Raw genomic sequence first — 17,163 nt, forward strand, 5'->3', positions numbered from 1 at the left:
CAAAGGCTCCGGCGCGGCATACCCTGCGCCTCATGACGGACGCGCAGGCCCCGGCCCAGACCGGCACGAACCCCCTCGCCCCCGCCCCGGAGGGCGCCCGCACCGCGGCCGACGTGGTCACGCCCGAGCTGGTCGCCCAGCTCACCAAGGGCGTGGCCGGGTCCGGCCGTACCGCCAACCACACGCCGTTCACCGGCGAGAAGCTGGCCGACCTGCCCGAGTCGACGCCCGAGGACGTCCGCGAGGCGTTCGAGGCGGCCCGCGCGGCGCAGGCCGTGTGGGAGCAGGTCCCGGTACGCCGGCGCGCCGCCGTGCTGCTGCGCTTCCACGACCTGGTGCTCGAGCGTCAGGCGGAGGTGCTGGACCTCATCCAGCTGGAGACCGGCAAGGCCCGGCTGCACGCGCACGAGGAGGTGCAGGCCGTCGCCGTCGCCGCCCGCCACTACGGGCGCAAGGCCCCCGCCTACCTCCGGCCCAAGCGGCACACGGGTGCCGTGCCCACGCTCACCCGGGTCACCGAACTGCGCCACCCTCGCGGGGTCGTGGGCCAGATCGCCCCCTGGAACTACCCGCTGGAGCTGTCCGTCGGCGACGCGCTCCCCGCGTTCGTCGCGGGCAATGCCGTGGTGATGAAGCCCGACACGGAGACCTGCCTCACCGCCCTGTGGGCGCGGGACCTGCTGATCGAGGCCGGACTGCCCGCCGACGTCTTCCAGGTCGTGCTCGGCGAGGGCCCGGTCGTCGGCCCCGAGGTCGTCAAGCACGCCGACTACGTCTCCTTCACCGGCTCCACCCGCACCGGCCGCGAGGTCGCGCAGAGCGCCGCCGCCCGTCTGGTCGGCGTCTCGCTCGAACTCGGCGGCAAGAACGCCATGCTGGTCCTGGACGACGCCGACATGGAGAAGGCGGCGGCGGGTGCCGTCCGCGCCTGCTTCTCCTCCGCCGGCCAGCTGTGCATCTCCATCGAGCGGCTGTACGTCCACGAGTCCGTCGCCGACGCCTTCCTGGAGCGGTTCGCCGCCCGCACCAAGGCCATGCGGCTCGGCACGTCCCTCGCCTACGGCGCCGACATGGGCTCCCTGGTCGGCGAGCGCCAGCTGGAGACGGTCACCCGGCATGTCGAGGAGGCCGTCGCCAAGGGCGCCAAGCTCGTCGCCGGTGGTGTGGCCCGCCCCGACATCGGCCCGTACTTCTTCGAGCCGACCATCCTCGACGGTGTCGAGGCGCCGATGGCCGTGTGCACCGAGGAGACGTTCGGCCCGGTCGTCTCCATCTACCGGTTCAGGACCGACGACGAGGCGATCGCCCACGCCAACTCCACGCCGTACGGGCTCAACTCGTCGGTGTGGACGAAGGACGGGCGGCGGGGCCGCGCGGTCGCGGCCCGGCTGCGCACCGGCACCGTCAACGTCAACGAGGGCTACGCGCCCGCCTACGGCAGCGTCCAGTCGCCGATGGGCGGCATGAAGGACTCCGGTCTCGGCCGCCGCCACGGCTCCGAGGGCATCCTCAAGTACACGGAGGCCCAGACGGTCGCGACACAGCGCCTGCTGCCGATGGCGCCGTCGCTCGGGATGGACGACGAGAAGTACGCCCGGTTCATGAGCCGGAGCCTGCGGGTGATGAAGGCACTCCGTTTCCGCTAGGGCCGCTGTCCGAGGCCACCGCACCACCGCTTTCGACGAGGAGAGCACGTGTCACAGGAGAACTCTGCCCCCGAGCAGGACGACGGTTCCGGGTACGACTACGACGTCATCGTCGTCGGATCGGGGTTCGGCGGCTCGGTCACGGCACTGCGCCTGACCGAGAAGGGCTACCGCGTCGGCGTCCTCGAGGCCGGCCGCCGCTGGACCCGCCAGACCCTGCCGAAGAACTCCTGGGACCTGAAGAACTACCTCTGGGCGCCCAGGCTCGGCATGTACGGCATCCAGCGCATCCATCTGCTCGGCAACGTCATGGTGCTGGCCGGCGCGGGCGTCGGCGGCGGCTCCCTCAACTACGCCAACACGCTGTACGTCCCGCCGAAGCCGTTCTTCGAGGACCCCCAGTGGCGTGACATCACGGACTGGGAGGAGGAGCTGAAGCCGTACTACGACCAGGCCCAGCGCATGCTCGGCGTCCGGCTGAACCCGACGATGACCCCGTCCGACGTGCACCTCAAGGCGGCCGCCGAGAAGATGGGCGTCGGCGACACCTTCCACATGGCGCCGGTCGGCGTGTTCTTCGGCGACGGCAAGGACGCCGAGGGCACGGCGAAGGCCCGCCCCGGCGAGGAGGTCGCCGACCCGTACTTCGGCGGCACGGGACCGTCCCGGCGGGCCTGCACGGAGTGCGGCGAGTGCATGACGGGCTGCCGGCACGGCGCGAAGAACACGCTCAACGAGAACTACCTCTACCTGGCCGAGAAGGCGGGCGCGGTCGTGCACCCCCTGACCACGGTCGTCTCCGTCACCGACGACTCCCAGGGCGGCTACGCCGTCGCCACCGTGCCGACCGACAGCCGGCGCAAGGGCGAGGGCCGGCTGTTCAAGGCCCGCCGGGTCGTCATCGCGGCCGGCACCTACGGCACCCAGACCCTGCTGCACCGGATGAAGGCCGGCGGTCAGCTGCCGCACCTCTCCGACAAGCTGGGCGAGCTGACCCGCACCAACTCCGAGGCACTGGTGGGCGCGCAGACCGACAGCCGGCGCTACCGCAAGCTGACAGGCGCCCCCAAGGTCGACTTCACCCGCGGTGTCGCCATCACCTCGTCCATCCACCCGGACGAGAACACCCACATCGAACCCGTCCGGTACGGCAAGGGCTCCAACTCGATGGGCGGCCTGTCCATCCTCCAGGTCCCCTACGCCGAGGGCCGGTCCCGTGCCGGCGCCTGGCTGGCCAACGCGGCCCGGCACCCCCTGCTGGTGCTGCGCTCGCTGTCCAACCGCCGCTGGTCGGAGCGGACCATCATCGGCCTGGTGATGCAGTCGCTGGACAACTCGCTGACGACGTATCTGAAGCCGGACGGTGTCGGCAAGGGGCTGCTGACCGCGCGGCAGGGCCACGGCGCGCCCAACCCCAAGCAGATCAAGGCCGCCTCCGAGGCCGCCTCCGTCATCGCGGCCGACATCAACGGCTTCCCCGGCTCCAACGTCGGCGAGCTGATGGGCACCCCGCTCACCGCCCACTTCCTCGGCGGCTGCCCGATCGGCGACTCCCCGGAGACCGGTGTGATCGACCCGTACCACCGGCTGTACGGGCACCCCGGGATCTCGGTCGTCGACGGGGCGGCGGTCTCCGCCAACCTGGGCGTCAACCCGTCGCTGACGATCACCGCGCAGGCCGAGCGGGCGATGTCGTACTGGCCCAACAAGGGCGAGGCCGACCCGCGTCCCGCGCAGGGAGCGGCGTACGAGCGGCTGAAGCCCGTCGAGCCCCAGGCGCCGGTGGTGCCGAAGGAGGCGTTCGGCGCGCTGAAGCTGCCGTTCCTGGGGATGCCGGCGGTGCCCCCGAAGAAGTAGCCGGCGGGACTTGTCGGAAAAACCAGAAGGACCTGCGCCCCCCTCCGAGCGCAGGTCCTTCTGTGTGGTGCGTCAGACGGCGGAGGCTCAGGCCTCGGCACCGCTCCGACGACGCTTCATGGCGAACATCACGCCGGCACCGGCGAGAATCGTGACACCGCCGACCGTGGCGACGACGGGCAGCTGGGAGCTGGACCCGGTCTCGGCGAGGCTGCCGGTGACCGGCTGCTCGCTGACGCCGCCCTGCGGCTTCTCCGGCGTGGCGGCCGGGGGCTTCTCGGCGCCCGGCTCGGCCTCGCCCGGGTCCTCGTTCGAGGCGCCGGCGGGCAGGACGTCGAAGAACCAGCCGTCGCCGAAGCCCTCGGCGATGCAGTCCTCACCGTTGATGTTGTCGATGTAGGCACCGGTGCCGAAGTGGTACGACTCACCGGCGGGGGCACCCTTGTGGATGTTCACCCGCAGGTCGATCTTGTTGTAGTCGTTCGGCTTCATCGTCTCGGTGCCCCAGAAGTAGCCACCGGCGAAGCCCTCGGCGCCCTTGATGCTCTCCCAGGAGTTCGTGGACGGGTTGCGGAACTGCAGGTCCACGTGCGGGCTGAGGGTCGGCTCCCAGGTCTCCCAGAACTTGGTGCTCTCGACCTCGGCGTAGAACGCGACGTCCTTGAGCGTGACGTCGGAGGTGTTGGTGACCTTCAGGTTGAAGGAGTGCCAGCCGCTGCCGGCCACGATCTTGCCGGGGAGGGCGCTGACCTCGACCGCGAGGGCCTCCTCGGCGAAGTCCTCGTCGACCTCCTCGCAGTACGGGAGCTCCTCGTCCTCACCGGGAGTGCTCTCCTCGGGGGCGGGCGTGGTCTCCTCGTCGTCGGGAGCGGTGGTCGTCTCCTCGTCGCCGGGGGTGGTCTCCTCGTCGGTGGGAGCCGTGGTCTCGTCGTCGGCGGGCGCGGTCGTCTCTTCGTCGGCCGGCGCGGTCGTCTCGTCGTCCGCCGGAGCCGTCGTCTCCTCGTCGGCCGGAGGCGTCGTGTCACCCGTGGCCGGCGTGGTGGTCTCCGTGGTGGCGGGCGCGGTGGTCTCGTCCGTGGCGAACGCGGCCGGCGCGGACAGCAGGGCGATCGGTGCTATGACCGCCGTCGTCGCTGCGGCGGCCAGGGCACGGCGAAGCTTCATGAAGACCTCGAAAGTCCGTTGTGCCGCCGGACGCGGCACGGGTATCGGGAGGCCTCCGCGTGTGGGGCGCGGGTGTGGCCCTTGGTTCGCAGACTTTGATCACCGACGGCGCGCAAAGGTTGTGCCTGCACTCACAGAAAATTTATGTGGCCTGGGTCACAGAGGCTGGATCACGGCCCGCCGACCTGACGTACTCTCAGCGGCCGTACCGGAGTTCGAGAGAAAGCGCTCACACATCCATGGCCGGCAGACCGTCAGACGGCACCTCCTCCGCATCCGGTGACGAGGCGGAGCCCTCCGCACCGTCCCTCTCGGACGAGGAGTTGCAGAAGTTCGTCGAGGACGCCGAGCGCGGCCGTGCCTCCGCGCCGAAGGAGCCGTCCGCGCGCGCCCGGATGGTCACCGAGCGGCTGCGCGCCCAGGAGGCCCGCGGTGAGCTGCCTCCCGGCTGGCGCATTGGCCCCGCCTGGCAGGAGATGAACGGGCGCGCCACCCGCCGCCGCCGGTGGTGGGCGATCGTCGGCGTGCCGCTCGCCGTCGCCGTGGCCGTCGTGGCCGTACGGCCCTCCCTGATCTCCGGCGACCCCTTCGGCACCGCCTCCGAGGCCTCGGACGCGGCCGCCGCCTCACCGCTCCCGGCGGAGACGGCGGCGCCGACGGCAGCGCCGGGTGAGGCCGACCCGGACACCCCGACCGTCGCCCGGCCCTTCGCCGGCTCGCCCGCCGAGCGCTGGGCGGACGGCGAGGCCGGTATCACCCTCCCGGCGGCCACCCCGGTCGGCACCCTGACCAAGGCCCAGGTGGAACAGGCCCTGCGGCAGACCCGCAGGCTCCTCGTGGACGCCAATCTCGACCCGGCCACCCTGCGCGGCGAGCGCCCGGAGACCGCGCTCGACGTCATCGAGCCGCGCCAGAAGGAACTGCTCGACCTGCTGAGGACCGCGCTGCGCAAGCCGGACAAGAAGCACGACCCGCTCTGGATGTTCAGCCGCTTCGACCCCGCCGAGGTGCGGCTCGCCGGGGACGTCGTCAAGACGCGGGGGCGTATGACGTTCAAGGGGGGCGAGGACGCCTCCGTCGCCGTGCACGCCGACTACACCTTCGTCTACCCGCTGGTCCGCGAGGGCTCGGACGAAGTGGCCCGCACCATCGTCCGCCGCGTCCTCGACGTCGAGGTCTCCGATCCCACCCGCTACCAGGTCACCCCGGGGAAGATCGTCGTCAAGCGCTACGACCAGGAGGTCGGCAACACCGCCTGCGACCTCCACGACGGCTATCTGCACCCGCACTTCGACTCCGCGGAGCCGACCGGCGCACCGCCCACCGGCCCCACGACGGACCCGTACGACCGCAGCAAGGACATCCCCGAGGACCGCCGTGAGGAGTGCGGGGTCGTCAGCCGCACCTGACGCCCTGGCGGACGCGGGCATGAGAAGGGCCCCGCGGTGCGGGGCCGCGGGGCCCTTCTGTGGTCAGCACCAGCGTCAGGGCGCGCCGGTGCCTGGGGGAGCGGCGCCGGGGGAGTGCGCCGCTGAAAGGGTCTCTCGCATCGTGCGGGACGGGCGGGGGCTCGGCAACCGCTCGGGCCGCCCCGTACTCCGTCGGTGTTCTTGCCGGCCGGCCCCGGGCGTCCCCGAAGCCGGCCGTTTCTCTTGGGTGACCGGGCTGCTGTCCCCTGCCGTCCGGTCACTCACCCGGAGCGAGGTCCCACGGCGTACGGCGATCCGTACGCCACAACGCCCCGGCGAGCCACGCGTGGTTCTTTCGGGCCCGCCCCTGGCTGGCACGGACACCGGTACCAACGAAGCGGTCCGGGCGACGTCACGCTCCGACCGGGTGAGAGGGGCGCCGAACTCAGATGCGACCGCGACACAGTTCGAGCAGCGTCATCGCGAGGCCCGTCCCCGGCTTGCCCAGCGCCTCGCTGTAGTGGCTGAGGATCTCCATCTCGCGGGACAGGTTCACCCGCCGGCCGCCGGAGGTGATCCGCGCCTCCTGGATGACGGCGGACACAGCCATACGCTCCCGGATCAGCCCGATGATCCGGTCGTCCAGGGCGTCGATGCGTTCACGGGCACCGGTGATCACGTCCGCGGCCTCGGCGGTGCGGGCGCCGGTCGCCTCGGCGGGGGTCACATGGGTGGTGGTCATCGGGGGCTCCTCGTGATGGGAGGTGCCCCGGAGCGGCAGGACCCGGGAAACGACAGGCGCCCCGGGCCTTGTCGGCCCGGGGCGCCTGGGAAGTCGCTTGTCAGTTGCTCAAGCAGCACGACCATGGCAGCCGGCGGGCCGGGTGCCATAGGTGAACAGGAACGTCTGGTGCGTGAGCATGCGGCCAGTATGCCGCGCTCGCCTAGGGTGTCCAAGCCGGTTCGCATCGTGAGACGGGCTTCGGCCCCGGGGCGGGCGTGCGACGCCCGGTAGACTCGGCCCCACACACACCTCGCTCACCGCCGGAAGGCAACCCGTGTCATCAGCGAACCCCGCCGCCGCCCCCGACACCGTCCTGGTCGTCGACTTCGGCGCGCAGTACGCCCAGCTCATCGCCCGTCGTGTCCGCGAGGCCCGGGTCTACAGCGAGATCGTGCCGAGCACCATGCCGGTCGCGGAGATGCTCGCGAAGAACCCGGCGGCGATCATCCTCTCCGGCGGCCCCTCGTCCGTGTACGAGGAGGGCGCCCCCCGCCTCGACCGGGAGCTGTTCGAGGCCGGTGTGCCCGTCTTCGGCATGTGCTACGGCTTCCAGCTGATGGCCCAGGTCCTCGGCGGCACGGTGGACAACACCGGTGCCCGCGAGTACGGCCGTACCGATCTGCACGTCTCCAAGGTGTCCTCCACCCTCTTCGAGGGCACCCCGGCCGAGCAGCACGTGTGGATGTCGCACGGCGACGCCTGCTCCGCCGCCCCCGAGGGCTTCTCCGTGACGGCCTCCACCGAGGTCGTCCCGGTCGCCGCCTTCGAGAACGACGAGAAGAAGCTCTACGGCGTCCAGTACCACCCCGAGGTCATGCACTCCACGCACGGCCAGCAGGTGCTGGAGCACTTCCTGTACCGGGGCGCCGGGCTGAAGCCCGACTGGACCACCGGCAACGTCATCGACGAGCAGGTCGCCGCGATCCGCGAGCAGGTCGGCGACAAGCGCGCCATCTGCGGTCTGTCCGGCGGCGTCGACTCCGCCGTGGCCGCCGCCCTGGTCCAGAAGGCCATCGGCTCCCAGCTGACCTGCGTCTACGTCGACCACGGACTGATGCGCACGGGCGAGACCGAGCAGGTCGAGAAGGACTTCGTCGCCGCGACCGGTGTGCAGCTGAAGGTCGTGGACGCCGAGGAGCGGTTCCTCAAGGCGCTCGCCGGGGTCTCGGACCCCGAGGAGAAGCGGAAGATCATCGGCCGCGAGTTCATCCGGGTCTTCGAGCAGGCCCAGGCGGAGATCATCGCCGACGAGGGCCCGGCCGTGGAGTTCCTGGTCCAGGGCACCCTGTACCCGGACGTCGTCGAGTCCGGCGGCGGCACCGGCACCGCCAACATCAAGTCCCACCACAACGTGGGCGGCCTCCCCGAGGACCTCGAGTTCCAGCTCATCGAGCCGCTGCGGAAGCTCTTCAAGGACGAGGTCCGCATGGTCGGCCAGGAGCTCGGCCTGCCGGAGGAGATCGTCCAGCGCCAGCCCTTCCCGGGCCCGGGCCTGGGCATCCGCATCGTCGGCGAGGTCACCAAGGAGCGCCTGGACCTGCTGCGCGAGGCCGACGCCATCGCCCGCGAGGAGCTGACCGCGGCCGGCCTCGACCGCGAGATCTGGCAGTGCCCCGTGGTCCTGCTCGCGGACGTCCGCAGCGTCGGCGTCCAGGGCGACGGCCGCACCTACGGCCACCCGATCGTGCTGCGCCCGGTGTCCTCCGAGGACGCCATGACCGCCGACTGGTCGCGGCTGCCGTACGACGTCCTGGGGCGGATCTCGACCCGGATCACCAACGAGGTCCGGGACGTCAACCGCGTCGTGCTCGACATCACCTCGAAGCCCCCGGGCACCATCGAGTGGGAGTAGATCTCCCTTCGGGTTTCTAGGTGCGCCTGATCACGCGCACCTGCCCGCCGGGCTTCCAGACCTGGACGACGAGGTACTTCTCGTCCTCGACGTAGGTCCGTACGACCTCCGTCAGCTCGGCACGGAAGAGGTGGAACGGCTCCGGCGGTTCCACCTCTTCGCCGTACGCGGCCTTCTGCGCGGGGTCCTCGACCTCGACCGCGCGTCCCGCGATCCGTACATCGCCCCCGCCCATGGTCTGGCCCTCGCCGGGGTTCGCCTGGAGCGCGAAGCGCGGGTCGCGGCGCAGATCGAGGGCCTTGAGCGAGTCCGGCATCATGCCGAGCCAGAGCTCGCCGTCCAGGAAGCGCACCTCCAGACCCGAGGTCCGCGGGGAGCCGTCCTTGCGGAGCGTGGCGAGGACGTGATGGGTGAAGGCGCCGAAGCGGGCCTCGACGAGCCGGGCCAATTCCGGCTCGGCGGTGACGAAGGCGGACCAGTTCGCTGTCATGCCGCCGAGTCTGACTCCGAAACCCGACATCGTCTGTCCGGTTTACGCCGAACGGTTCGCCGACGGCCGCTGTCGTCCTGGTTCACGGCATCGTTATCTCGTACACCTGTCGTCCTGCGCTGACCGAGGGTAACTTCCGCCCCGTACGCCCCCCATGCCGGAGGACACATGCACGGGACGCCCGCCGGGCCCACTCCGCCCCCGCCGCTGCCCACCGATCAGCTGCGGTTCGCCATGCCGCCGATGCACGACTCGGCCGAGGACGAGCGGAGGCACCGCAAGGAACGCCTCGCCGGAGCGCTGCGGATCTTCGGCAGGATGGGCTTCGAGGACGGTGTCTCCGGGCACATCACCGCGCGCGACCCCGAGTACAGCGACTGCTTCTGGGTCAATCCGTTCGGGATGCCGTTCAGCCATGTCACCGTCGGCGACCTGGTCCTCGCCAACTCCGAGGGGCAGGTGATCGAGGGCCGCTACCACGTCAACCAGGCGGCGTTCACCATGCACTCACAGGTCCACGCCGCCCGGCCCGACGTCGTCGCCGTCGCGCACTGCCACTCCGTCCACGGGCGTGCCCTCGCCGCGCTGGGCGAGCTCCTGGACCCGATCACCCAGGAGAGCTGCGCCTTCTACGAGGACCACGCGCTCTACGACGCCTACAGCGGGGTCGCCGTCGACGCGGCCGAGGGCCGCCGGATCGCCGCCGCGCTCGGCTCCCACAAGGCGCTCGTGCTGCGCAACCACGGTCTGCTCACCGTCGGCGACTCGGTGGACGCGGCCGCCTGGTGGTTCCTGTCCATGGAACGCTCCTGCCAGGTGCAGCTCACGGCCCGGGCCGCGGGCCGGCCGGTCCTGATCGACCACCGGATGGCGGTCGCCACCCGCGAACAGCTCGGCGGCGACCTCGTGGCCTGGATCAACTACCAGCCGATGTGGCAGAACATAGCCCGCAGCGAACCGGATCTGCTGAGCTGACACCCGGCCGGGCCGGTCAGAAGCCGCGCAGTACCGCCGCCTTCGTCCGGGCGAACTCCTCGTCCGTGAGCACGCCCTCGCGATACAGGTCGCCCAACTCCCGCAACCGGCGCAGTAGTACGTCGTGGTCGCCGGCCGGCGCCGGGACGCGCGCCGGGGACCGGCCCACGGGGGCCGCGCCCAGCCGGGTGGACGCATGCGGGAGACGGGCCGTGACGGCGGCAGCCACCAGCGCGGTGAGCAGATCGCGGCGGGCGCTGCCCCACAGGTCCAGGGCGTACGGGTCCTTCTCCGGAGGCAGGGCGGAGAACACCGTCTCCCGGGTCACGAAGCGCAGACAGCCGTCCTCCGAGCGGGAGTTGGGCAGCCACTCGACCTGCACCAGGTCGTCGACGTCGATGACGCGCGGGCCCGTCGCCCGCTTCACCCGCTCCGAGGTGTCCGACCAGTCGATGCGCACCCGGCCGCCGTCGAAGGAGACCGTGCCGTCGGAGGTCCGCACCGACACCGGCACCGGAGGGCCCGGCAGCAGATAGGCCGTGACCGGCTCCTTCGGGACCTGGTCCAGAAGCAGCGCCCGGCGGATCTCCTCCGCCAGATAGGCGGCGACCCCCGCACGGTCAGTGTCCACCGCAAGCCGGTACGGGTCCGACCCCTCGGGCAGCCGGCCCCCGGTCGCCTGCAGCAGCGGATCGGCCCCTTCGCGCAGCCGCATCCGCAGCCGTCCGCGCCGGCGCTCCGGTTCGAAGGCGACGCCCGCGACCGCCTCCAGAGGCACGGCGATCTCCCCGTACGTCTGCCGGAACAGCGGCACGGAACGGTGGAGACCCGGCGTGATCCGGACGGTCGTGCCGTCGAAGGCCCAGGTCCCGTCACGCTGGATGATCTCGGCCATAAGGGAATTCTCGCAGCCGGGTCAACACACCGGGACCGCGCTCACCCGTCCCGACCGGGCCTGCCGGGCGGCCCCCGGGTGGAGTACGGCACAATTCGTCGTCGTCGGACGGGAGTTGTGGAACGCGCGCGGGCGGCGCGGCTCTCCCGGGGGAACCCGTGGCGCCACAGGGCGTACGGGCGTGAGGTCGTCGGAAGGCGGGCGTCGGGCGTGGCGGTGCAGGAGGCTGGGCGGAGCGGCGCGGTGGAGCGCCCGCACGGGGGTGGCTGCACGTGCGGGGACTGCCCCCACGGGGCGCGTGCGGGACACCGGCGGGCGGTGGCCGAGTTCCTGCTCAAGCGGGACGAGTTCGCCGCCGGACAGGGACTTCCGGCGGCGGTGGCCCACTCGGCCTCGGCCTCCCGTCAGTGGGTGTCCGAGGAGCTGACGCAGTCCGCGGAACAGGTCGCCGAACGCGGCCGCGCCGAAGGCGAGGCATGGCTGGGACGGCTGTGGTGGCGCACCGCCTGCGTCGTCTGGGGGCTCGTCCTGGCGCTGCTCCTGGCCCAGGCGCTCACGGCGATCGGGGCGGGCTGGACGACGGCCCGTACGGCCGGGCTGCTCGCGGCGGTGGTGACGGCGGCGGCGCTCACCGCGGCGTCCTGGTTCCACCGGGCGCGCGGCGGGGCCCTCGCACCGGTCATCGGCGAGGACAACCGGCTCTCCACCTCGCGTGCCGTCGCCGCGGCCTGGGTGCTCTTCGTCGCGTACGCCGTGCTCGTCCTGGCCGGACGGCTCGCCGCAGCCTCGGGTCACGCGGAGCGCGACGCGCTGATCGGAGGACTCGAACTGCGGCGCGGCGCCGGGGTGGTGACCGTGCTCGCCGTGGTGTGCGCGATCGCGGTGCTGGTCCGGCGGGTCGTCGGGGTGCGGGTGCTCGGACAGTGGCTGCAGAAGGTGCCGGCCGACCGGCCCCGCGCCGCGGACCTGCTGACCGACGACGCGGGGCGCGGGACGTTCGCCGACATCCAGTACGTGGTCATCGGCACCGTCGCGCTGCTGTTCGCCGCGGTACGGCTGGGGCGGCGGCCGGACCAACTGCCCGATCTGCCGTGGGGCCTCGCGGTCGTGGTGCTCATCTCGGCGGCGACCTATCTGGCCGGCAAGTACGCGGAGGGCGGCCGCCCGGTCATCCTCTCCGTGGTGCGCGCGCGGGAGGCGGGGGACCTGGACGCGCCGATCCGCACCGGGGACGACATCGAGATCCGCGGCGCCGGGTTCGTACCGCCGGGCGCGCAGCGGGCCGACCGGCTGGCGCGGATGGTGGTCCGCATCGGGGCGGTGCATGTGCATGTGCCGCTGGTGCCGGTGAGCGGCGGGTTCAGCAACCCGGCCGACGCGGTGCTCACGGTGCCGGTCCCGGCCGACGTGGAGCCGGGCCGGGTCGAGGTGCAGGTGGTGACCGCGGCCGGCGTGGAGACCAACCGCTACGCCATCGACGTGACCGAGTGACCGAGTGACCGAGTGACCGGGTGACCGAGGGGCCGGGTGACCGAGTGACCGGTGAGGTTCGGCCAGTTGGCCGTGTTCAGTGATTGAAGTTTTGACTGGATGCGGCGGAGAATGCCGGGGTGCCGCGCGTGCCTGAGCGGTGCGGCAGTTCCCTACGTATGGTCGTTCGAGGGATCACGGCGGGCGAGAGGCGGCTTCGGCGATGACGCACGTTATGCACACGGGTTCCTCGGGCAGCGGCTGGCGGGACACGGCCTCCCGCTACGCACTGCTTCCGCTCCGGATCTTCCTCGGCGTGACGTTCATCTACGCCGGCCTGGACAAGCTGACCGACAGCGCCTTCCTGAAGGGCTCCGGGGCGGGGTCCATCGGCGACATGATGCGTGCCGTACGGGACTCGGCGGCGATCCCGGCCATGGTCGACATGGCCCTCGACGCCCCGGTGGCCTTCGGGTACGCCATCGCCTTCGGTGAACTCGCCGTCGGCATCGGCACCCTCATCGGACTGCTCGGCCGGCTGGCGGCCCTGGGCGGCGCGCTGATCTCGCTGAGCCTGTGGCTCACGGTCAGCTGGGCCTCCGACCCCTACTACTACGGCAACGACCTGGCCTATCTGATGGCCTGGCTGCCGCTCGTGCTCGCCGGCACGCCCCTGTTCTCCGTCGACGCCCTCCTCCACGCACGCCGACGGGAACGGGTCGGACTGCGCTGATCCCTGGCCGGGACTCGGTCGAGGGTGTGTCCACGGTCCGGGGTGTGGCTTCGGTCAGGGGTGTGTCTCCGGCCGGGGCGGGGTGCGGTGACGGCGGGCCATCCGTGCCAGGAGGCCCACCGCGCCCGCGAGGAACAGGCCCCCGACCACCAGCGGGATCACCGCGAACCACGGCGTCTCCCAGGCGTCCGCCGCGTCCCCCACGTAGAGGACACCGGCGAGGGTCAGAAAGGCTCCCGCGACCAGCCGGCCGGGCTGGAACTCATGACGCAGCACGGCGCACCTCCGCCTGTCCGATGCCGACATCCAGGTCGAGGTCCAGTGTGCCCACGCTCTTGGTGCCCTTCGGCGGCTTCAGGGTCAGCTCCTTGTGCTTGCCCGGGGCGACGTCGACGTCCTGGCGGTCGTCGCCCGGCAACTGGATGTCGCCCACGCCGACGTCCACGCTCAGCTCCACCGTGACGCCCTTGGGGACGAGCACCTTCAGCCGGCCGACGCCCACATCCGCGCGGGTCGTGACCGGCTGGTCCGACTCGAACGGCACCCCGGTCAGATCGAGGGTGCCGACCCCGGTGCCGAGGTCGTAGGCGGGCCGTACCTCCGCCGCCGTCGCCGGGCTCCAGGTCGTCTCGACCCACCGGGTGCCGACGTCCTTCGGCAGAGCGGCCGACGCCGCCAGCAGGCCGGCCGTGACCACCGCGAGGAAGACGGTGCCCGCGCCCGTGCGGCCTATGAACGCGCTGAGCGCGATCCCCAGGCCGAATATGAGCAGGGCACAGGCCAGACCCGTCTGGAGGCTGGTGCCGAGCGGCTGGTCGTGCCAGGTGCCGGCCGTCCCCGCGGCCCCCGCCGGCAGGGCCAGCAGGAACACCCAGCCGCCGATCCGGCGGGGACCGCGCGGCCGGGGCGGGGCCGGAGGCCGCGCTCGTATCTCCGCCCGGCTGCGCCAGGTGCCGCGGCCGATCGCGACCGCCGCCGCTATGTCCCGGTCGTGGGCGTCATGGGGGCCCCACAGATAGCCGGTGCCGCCCTCATGTGTCCCGTCCTTGACGATGGGATCCCGCCACCAGGACGGGTAGGCGGCCGGGACCGGCGGCGCCTGCGCCTCCGGTGGCGCGTCGGCCACCGCCTGCGCGGCGAGCGGGTCCGGGTCGGGGGCGCCGCGGTGCCGCGACCAGTATCCGGCGCCCGCCAGGAGGAAGGAGAGGACGACGGCGAAGGTCAGCACACCGCCGTTCTTCAGCATCGTCAGGAAGACGCCGCAGCCCACCAGCGCGAACAGCACGGCCGTCAGCGCGTGCCCGTCCACCCGGCCGGTGAGCAGCTTGCGCACCTCGTTCTCGTCGTCGTCCTCGTACGGGACGAGGAGCCAGGCGAAACCGTAGAAGATCAGGCCGATGCCGCCGGTCGCGGAGAGCACGGCGAGGGTGATCCGGAAGATCACCGGGTCCATGTCGCACTGCCGGCCCAGACCCGCGCACACGCCGGCCAGCATCTTGTGCGGCCGGTCCCGCCGGAACCGGTGCGGCGGACCCGACACCGCGTCCGCGTCCGCCGTCTCGCCCTCCGCTTCCCGGGTGCCCGTGCGTGCGCGCGGTTCCTCACCCGCGGCGCCCGCGGACGGCCGGCCCGACGCGGCGCCCGCGGAGGGCACGGCGTCCGGCTCGGGCCCGGAGTCCGCGGCGTGCTGGTGATCTGTCATGGGTCCATGGTGACGGGCGGGTCGGCCCGGCGGGAGTCGGGACGACCCTGGTCGGACCCTGATATCGCCCTGAGCCGGGGGAGGGGGAAGCGTTCGAGACCCGCCGGGCCGAAGATCAGGGACGTCTAGGGGGCCGACCCTGATGCCCCGATGGGCCGCCCGTGTGAACATCGATGGCATGCCGGAAGCCGCAGCAGCGCCACTCGCCGAACCGCGGCCGCCGCGCAAGCTCTACCGCAGCAGTGACGGACGCTGGCTCGGGGGCGTGGCGCGGGGGCTCGCCGGGCACCTCGGCCTGCCCGTCATCTGGGTGCGGCTCGTCTTCGTCGGACTGTTCATGGCGGACGGCCTCGGCGCCCTGCTGTACGCCGCGTTCTGGTTCTTCGTACCGCTCGGCGTCGGCGGGGTCGGCGCCCAGCGGCCGTCCCCCTTCACCACCGAGACCGCGGCCGACGGCCGCCGCAGACTCGTCGCCCGCAAGCCGGACAAGGGCCAGATCGTCGCGCTGCTCCTCATGGTCGTCGTGGCCATGGTCTTCGTCGGCAGCGTCGACGTCGGCAACGGCGCCAAGGCGTACCTCCTGCCCGCCGTACTCGTCGGCGCCGGTGTCGCCCTGGTCTGGCGCCAGGCGGACAACGCCCGCAGGGCCCGCTGGATGGAGGTCGGCCGGCGCCGGCGCACCCTGACCCTGCTGCGCGCCGCAGCCGGCGTCGTCCTCGTCACGGCCGGCGTCTCCGGCATCTTCGTGCTCCAGGGCTCCGCCGCCCACCTCGGCTCGATCCTCCAAGCCGCCCTCGCGGTCCTCGTCGGGATAACGCTCCTCGCGGGCCCCTATCTCGTGCGGATGACCCAGGACCTCTCCGAGGAGCGGCTCATGCGCATCCGCGCACAGGAGCGCGCCGAGGTCGCCGCCCACGTCCACGACTCGGTGCTGCACACGCTCACCCTGATCCAGCGCAACGCGGAGAACGCGAGCGAGGTCCGCCGCCTCGCCCGCGCCCAGGAACGCGACCTGCGCACCTGGCTCTACAAGCCGGAGGGCACCGGCAAGGACGAGGAGGACGAACCGGCCAACCTCGCCGACGCCGTCCGGCGCAACGCGGCGGAGGTCGAGGACAAGCACGGCGTCCCCATCGAGGTCGTGGTCGTCGGCGACTGCCCCCTCGACGAGCGGATCGCCGCACAGATGCAGGCCGCGCGCGAGGCGATGGTGAACGCCGCCAAGTACGGTGGCGAGGGCGGCGCCGTGCAGGTCTACGCGGAGGTGGAGGGGAGGACCGTCTTCGTCTCCGTCCGGGACCGCGGTCCCGGCTTCGACCTGGACGCGATACCCGCCGACCGCATGGGCGTCAGAGAATCGATCATCGGCCGCATGGAGCGCAACGGCGGCACGGCCCGGCTGCGGGCGGTGCCCGACGGCGGCACGGAGGTCGAGCTGGAGATGGAGAGGGCGGAGAAGACGTCATGAGCGACCCGACCGAGGCGAGCGAACCCGTGGAGTCGACCGGGGGAAACGCGGGCGAGCGGCGGGTGCGCGTGGTCCTCGTCGACGACCACCGCATGTTCCGCACCGGAGTCCAGGCCGAGATCGGCCGCACCGAGGAGACCGGCGTCGAGGTCGTCGGCGAGGCCGCGGACGTCGACCAGGCGGTCACGGTCATCACCGCGGCCCGACCCGAGGTCGTCCTCCTGGACGTGCACCTGCCCGGCGGAGGCGGTGTCGAAGTCCTGCGGCGCTGCGCCCCGTTGATGGCGGACGCCGAGCGGCCCGTCCGCTTCCTCGCGCTCTCCGTCTCGGACGCCGCGGAGGACGTCATCGGGGTCATCCGGGGCGGCGCGCGCGGCTATGTCACCAAGACGATCACCGGCACCGACCTGGTCGACTCCATCTTCCGGGTCCAGGACGGCGACGCGGTGTTCTCGCCGCGCCTCGCCGGGTTCGTCCTGGACGCCTTCGCGTCGACGGACGCGCCGCCCGTCGACGAGGACCTGGACCGGCTCACCCAGCGCGAGCGGGAGGTCCTGCGGCTGATCGCGCGCGGCTACGCGTACAAGGAGATCGCCAAGCAGCTGTTCATCTCGGTGAAGACGGTCGAGTCGCATGTCTCGGCGGTGCTGCGCAAGCTCCAGCTCTCCAACCGGCACGAGCTGACCCGGTGGGCGACGGCCCGGCGGCTCGTCTGACC

General features: G+C 72.2%; 15 protein-coding genes. 9 read left to right on the forward strand and 6 right to left on the reverse strand.

The features are described from left to right. The first annotated feature begins 32 nt into the window (after positions 1-32). Positions 33-1,646, forward strand: coding sequence for a succinic semialdehyde dehydrogenase (locus DC008_RS21220; protein ID WP_108708298.1), 1,614 nt, complete (start codon positions 33-35; stop codon positions 1,644-1,646). A gap of 48 nt (positions 1,647-1,694) precedes the next feature. Beyond that, positions 1,695-3,503, forward strand: coding sequence for a GMC oxidoreductase (locus DC008_RS21225; protein WP_108708299.1), 1,809 nt, complete (start codon positions 1,695-1,697; stop codon positions 3,501-3,503). An 87-nt stretch (positions 3,504-3,590) separates the two neighbouring features. Here DC008_RS21225 and DC008_RS21230 read toward each other — a convergent pair whose 3' ends face one another. Beyond that, on the reverse strand, positions 3,591-4,667 hold the full coding sequence (locus tag DC008_RS21230) for an LPXTG cell wall anchor domain-containing protein (RefSeq protein ID WP_108708300.1): 1,077 nt from the start codon (positions 4,665-4,667) through the stop codon (positions 3,591-3,593). A 239-nt stretch (positions 4,668-4,906) separates the two neighbouring features. Between DC008_RS21230 and DC008_RS21235 the strand changes: the two genes are divergently transcribed. Further along, positions 4,907-6,076: a hypothetical protein gene (locus DC008_RS21235; protein WP_108708301.1), complete on the forward strand. Its 1,170-nt coding sequence runs from the start codon at positions 4,907-4,909 to the stop codon at positions 6,074-6,076. Positions 6,077-6,521: 445 nt separating this feature from the next. Here the strand turns inward: DC008_RS21235 and DC008_RS21240 are convergent, their stop codons facing one another. Continuing rightward, the gene (locus DC008_RS21240) at positions 6,522-6,818 is read right to left on the reverse strand and encodes a chorismate mutase (RefSeq protein ID WP_108708302.1); all 297 of its coding nucleotides are present in this window, start codon (positions 6,816-6,818) and stop codon (positions 6,522-6,524) included. Positions 6,819-7,134: 316 nt separating this feature from the next. Between DC008_RS21240 and guaA the strand changes: the two genes are divergently transcribed. Beyond that, on the forward strand, positions 7,135-8,712 hold the full coding sequence (guaA, locus tag DC008_RS21245; RefSeq protein WP_108708303.1) for a glutamine-hydrolyzing GMP synthase: 1,578 nt from the start codon (positions 7,135-7,137) through the stop codon (positions 8,710-8,712). Between the two features lie 16 nt (positions 8,713-8,728). Here guaA and DC008_RS21250 read toward each other — a convergent pair whose 3' ends face one another. Further along, positions 8,729-9,202 carry a pyridoxamine 5'-phosphate oxidase family protein gene (locus DC008_RS21250; RefSeq protein ID WP_108710797.1) on the reverse strand — a complete coding sequence of 158 codons (474 nt, stop codon included), beginning with the start codon at positions 9,200-9,202 and terminating at the stop codon, positions 8,729-8,731. 168 nt (positions 9,203-9,370) lie between these two features. Here DC008_RS21250 and DC008_RS21255 point away from each other — a divergent pair, with 168 nt between their 5' ends. Next, positions 9,371-10,177 (forward strand): class II aldolase/adducin family protein, encoded by an 807-nt coding sequence (locus DC008_RS21255; protein ID WP_108708304.1) that lies wholly within the window; start codon positions 9,371-9,373, stop codon positions 10,175-10,177. Between the two features lie 16 nt (positions 10,178-10,193). Here the strand turns inward: DC008_RS21255 and DC008_RS21260 are convergent, their stop codons facing one another. Next, on the reverse strand, positions 10,194-11,072 hold the full coding sequence (locus tag DC008_RS21260; RefSeq protein WP_108708305.1) for a DUF4429 domain-containing protein: 879 nt from the start codon (positions 11,070-11,072) through the stop codon (positions 10,194-10,196). A 210-nt stretch (positions 11,073-11,282) separates the two neighbouring features. On the opposite strand from DC008_RS21260, the gene DC008_RS21265 reads away from it, so the two are divergent. Beyond that, positions 11,283-12,563 carry a hypothetical protein gene (locus DC008_RS21265; protein WP_108708306.1) on the forward strand — a complete coding sequence of 427 codons (1,281 nt, stop codon included), beginning with the start codon at positions 11,283-11,285 and terminating at the stop codon, positions 12,561-12,563. A 202-nt stretch (positions 12,564-12,765) separates the two neighbouring features. Continuing rightward, positions 12,766-13,275 (forward strand): DoxX family protein, encoded by a 510-nt coding sequence (locus DC008_RS21270; RefSeq protein ID WP_108708307.1) that lies wholly within the window; start codon positions 12,766-12,768, stop codon positions 13,273-13,275. Between the two features lie 54 nt (positions 13,276-13,329). Here DC008_RS21270 and DC008_RS21275 read toward each other — a convergent pair whose 3' ends face one another. Beyond that, the gene (locus DC008_RS21275) at positions 13,330-13,551 is read right to left on the reverse strand and encodes a hypothetical protein (protein WP_108708308.1); all 222 of its coding nucleotides are present in this window, start codon (positions 13,549-13,551) and stop codon (positions 13,330-13,332) included. Continuing rightward, entirely contained in the window at positions 13,538-14,977 is a 1,440-nt protein-coding gene (locus tag DC008_RS21280) for a PspC domain-containing protein (protein ID WP_108708309.1), read from the reverse strand. The genes DC008_RS21275 and DC008_RS21280 overlap by 14 nt, the downstream gene beginning before the upstream one ends. 142 nt (positions 14,978-15,119) lie before the next feature. On the opposite strand from DC008_RS21280, the gene DC008_RS21285 reads away from it, so the two are divergent. Both DC008_RS21285 and DC008_RS21290 read left to right on the forward strand, forming a co-directional pair. Further along, positions 15,120-16,445 (forward strand): ATP-binding protein, encoded by a 1,326-nt coding sequence (locus tag DC008_RS21285; protein ID WP_079033918.1) that lies wholly within the window; start codon positions 15,120-15,122, stop codon positions 16,443-16,445. Beyond that, on the forward strand, positions 16,442-17,161 hold the full coding sequence (locus DC008_RS21290; protein WP_108708310.1) for a LuxR C-terminal-related transcriptional regulator: 720 nt from the start codon (positions 16,442-16,444) through the stop codon (positions 17,159-17,161). Before DC008_RS21285 ends, DC008_RS21290 begins: the two co-directional genes overlap by 4 nt. Positions 17,162-17,163: the final 2 nt, after the last annotated feature.

The sequence above is a fragment of the Streptomyces nigra genome (assembly GCF_003074055.1).
GTDB classification, from domain to species: domain Bacteria; phylum Actinomycetota; class Actinomycetes; order Streptomycetales; family Streptomycetaceae; genus Streptomyces; species Streptomyces nigra.

Excerpts from the sequence above, each read along its gene's own strand:
- DC008_RS21220 (WP_108708298.1), top strand. The coding sequence starts at position 33 with ATGACGGACGCGCAGGCCCCGGCCCAGACCGGCACGAACCCCCTCGCC.
- DC008_RS21230 (WP_108708300.1), bottom strand. The coding sequence starts at position 4,667 with ATGAAGCTTCGCCGTGCCCTGGCCGCCGCAGCGACGACGGCGGTCATA.
- DC008_RS21235 (WP_108708301.1), top strand. The coding sequence starts at position 4,907 with ATGGCCGGCAGACCGTCAGACGGCACCTCCTCCGCATCCGGTGACGAG.
- DC008_RS21240 (WP_108708302.1), bottom strand. The coding sequence starts at position 6,818 with ATGACCACCACCCATGTGACCCCCGCCGAGGCGACCGGCGCCCGCACC.
- DC008_RS21250 (WP_108710797.1), bottom strand. The coding sequence starts at position 9,202 with ATGACAGCGAACTGGTCCGCCTTCGTCACCGCCGAGCCGGAATTGGCC.
- DC008_RS21255 (WP_108708304.1), top strand. The coding sequence starts at position 9,371 with ATGCACGGGACGCCCGCCGGGCCCACTCCGCCCCCGCCGCTGCCCACC.
- DC008_RS21260 (WP_108708305.1), bottom strand. The coding sequence starts at position 11,072 with ATGGCCGAGATCATCCAGCGTGACGGGACCTGGGCCTTCGACGGCACG.
- DC008_RS21270 (WP_108708307.1), top strand. The coding sequence starts at position 12,766 with ATGACGCACGTTATGCACACGGGTTCCTCGGGCAGCGGCTGGCGGGAC.
- DC008_RS21280 (WP_108708309.1), bottom strand. The coding sequence starts at position 14,977 with ATGACAGATCACCAGCACGCCGCGGACTCCGGGCCCGAGCCGGACGCC.
- DC008_RS21285 (WP_079033918.1), top strand. The coding sequence starts at position 15,120 with ATGCCCCGATGGGCCGCCCGTGTGAACATCGATGGCATGCCGGAAGCC.
- DC008_RS21290 (WP_108708310.1), top strand. The coding sequence starts at position 16,442 with ATGAGCGACCCGACCGAGGCGAGCGAACCCGTGGAGTCGACCGGGGGA.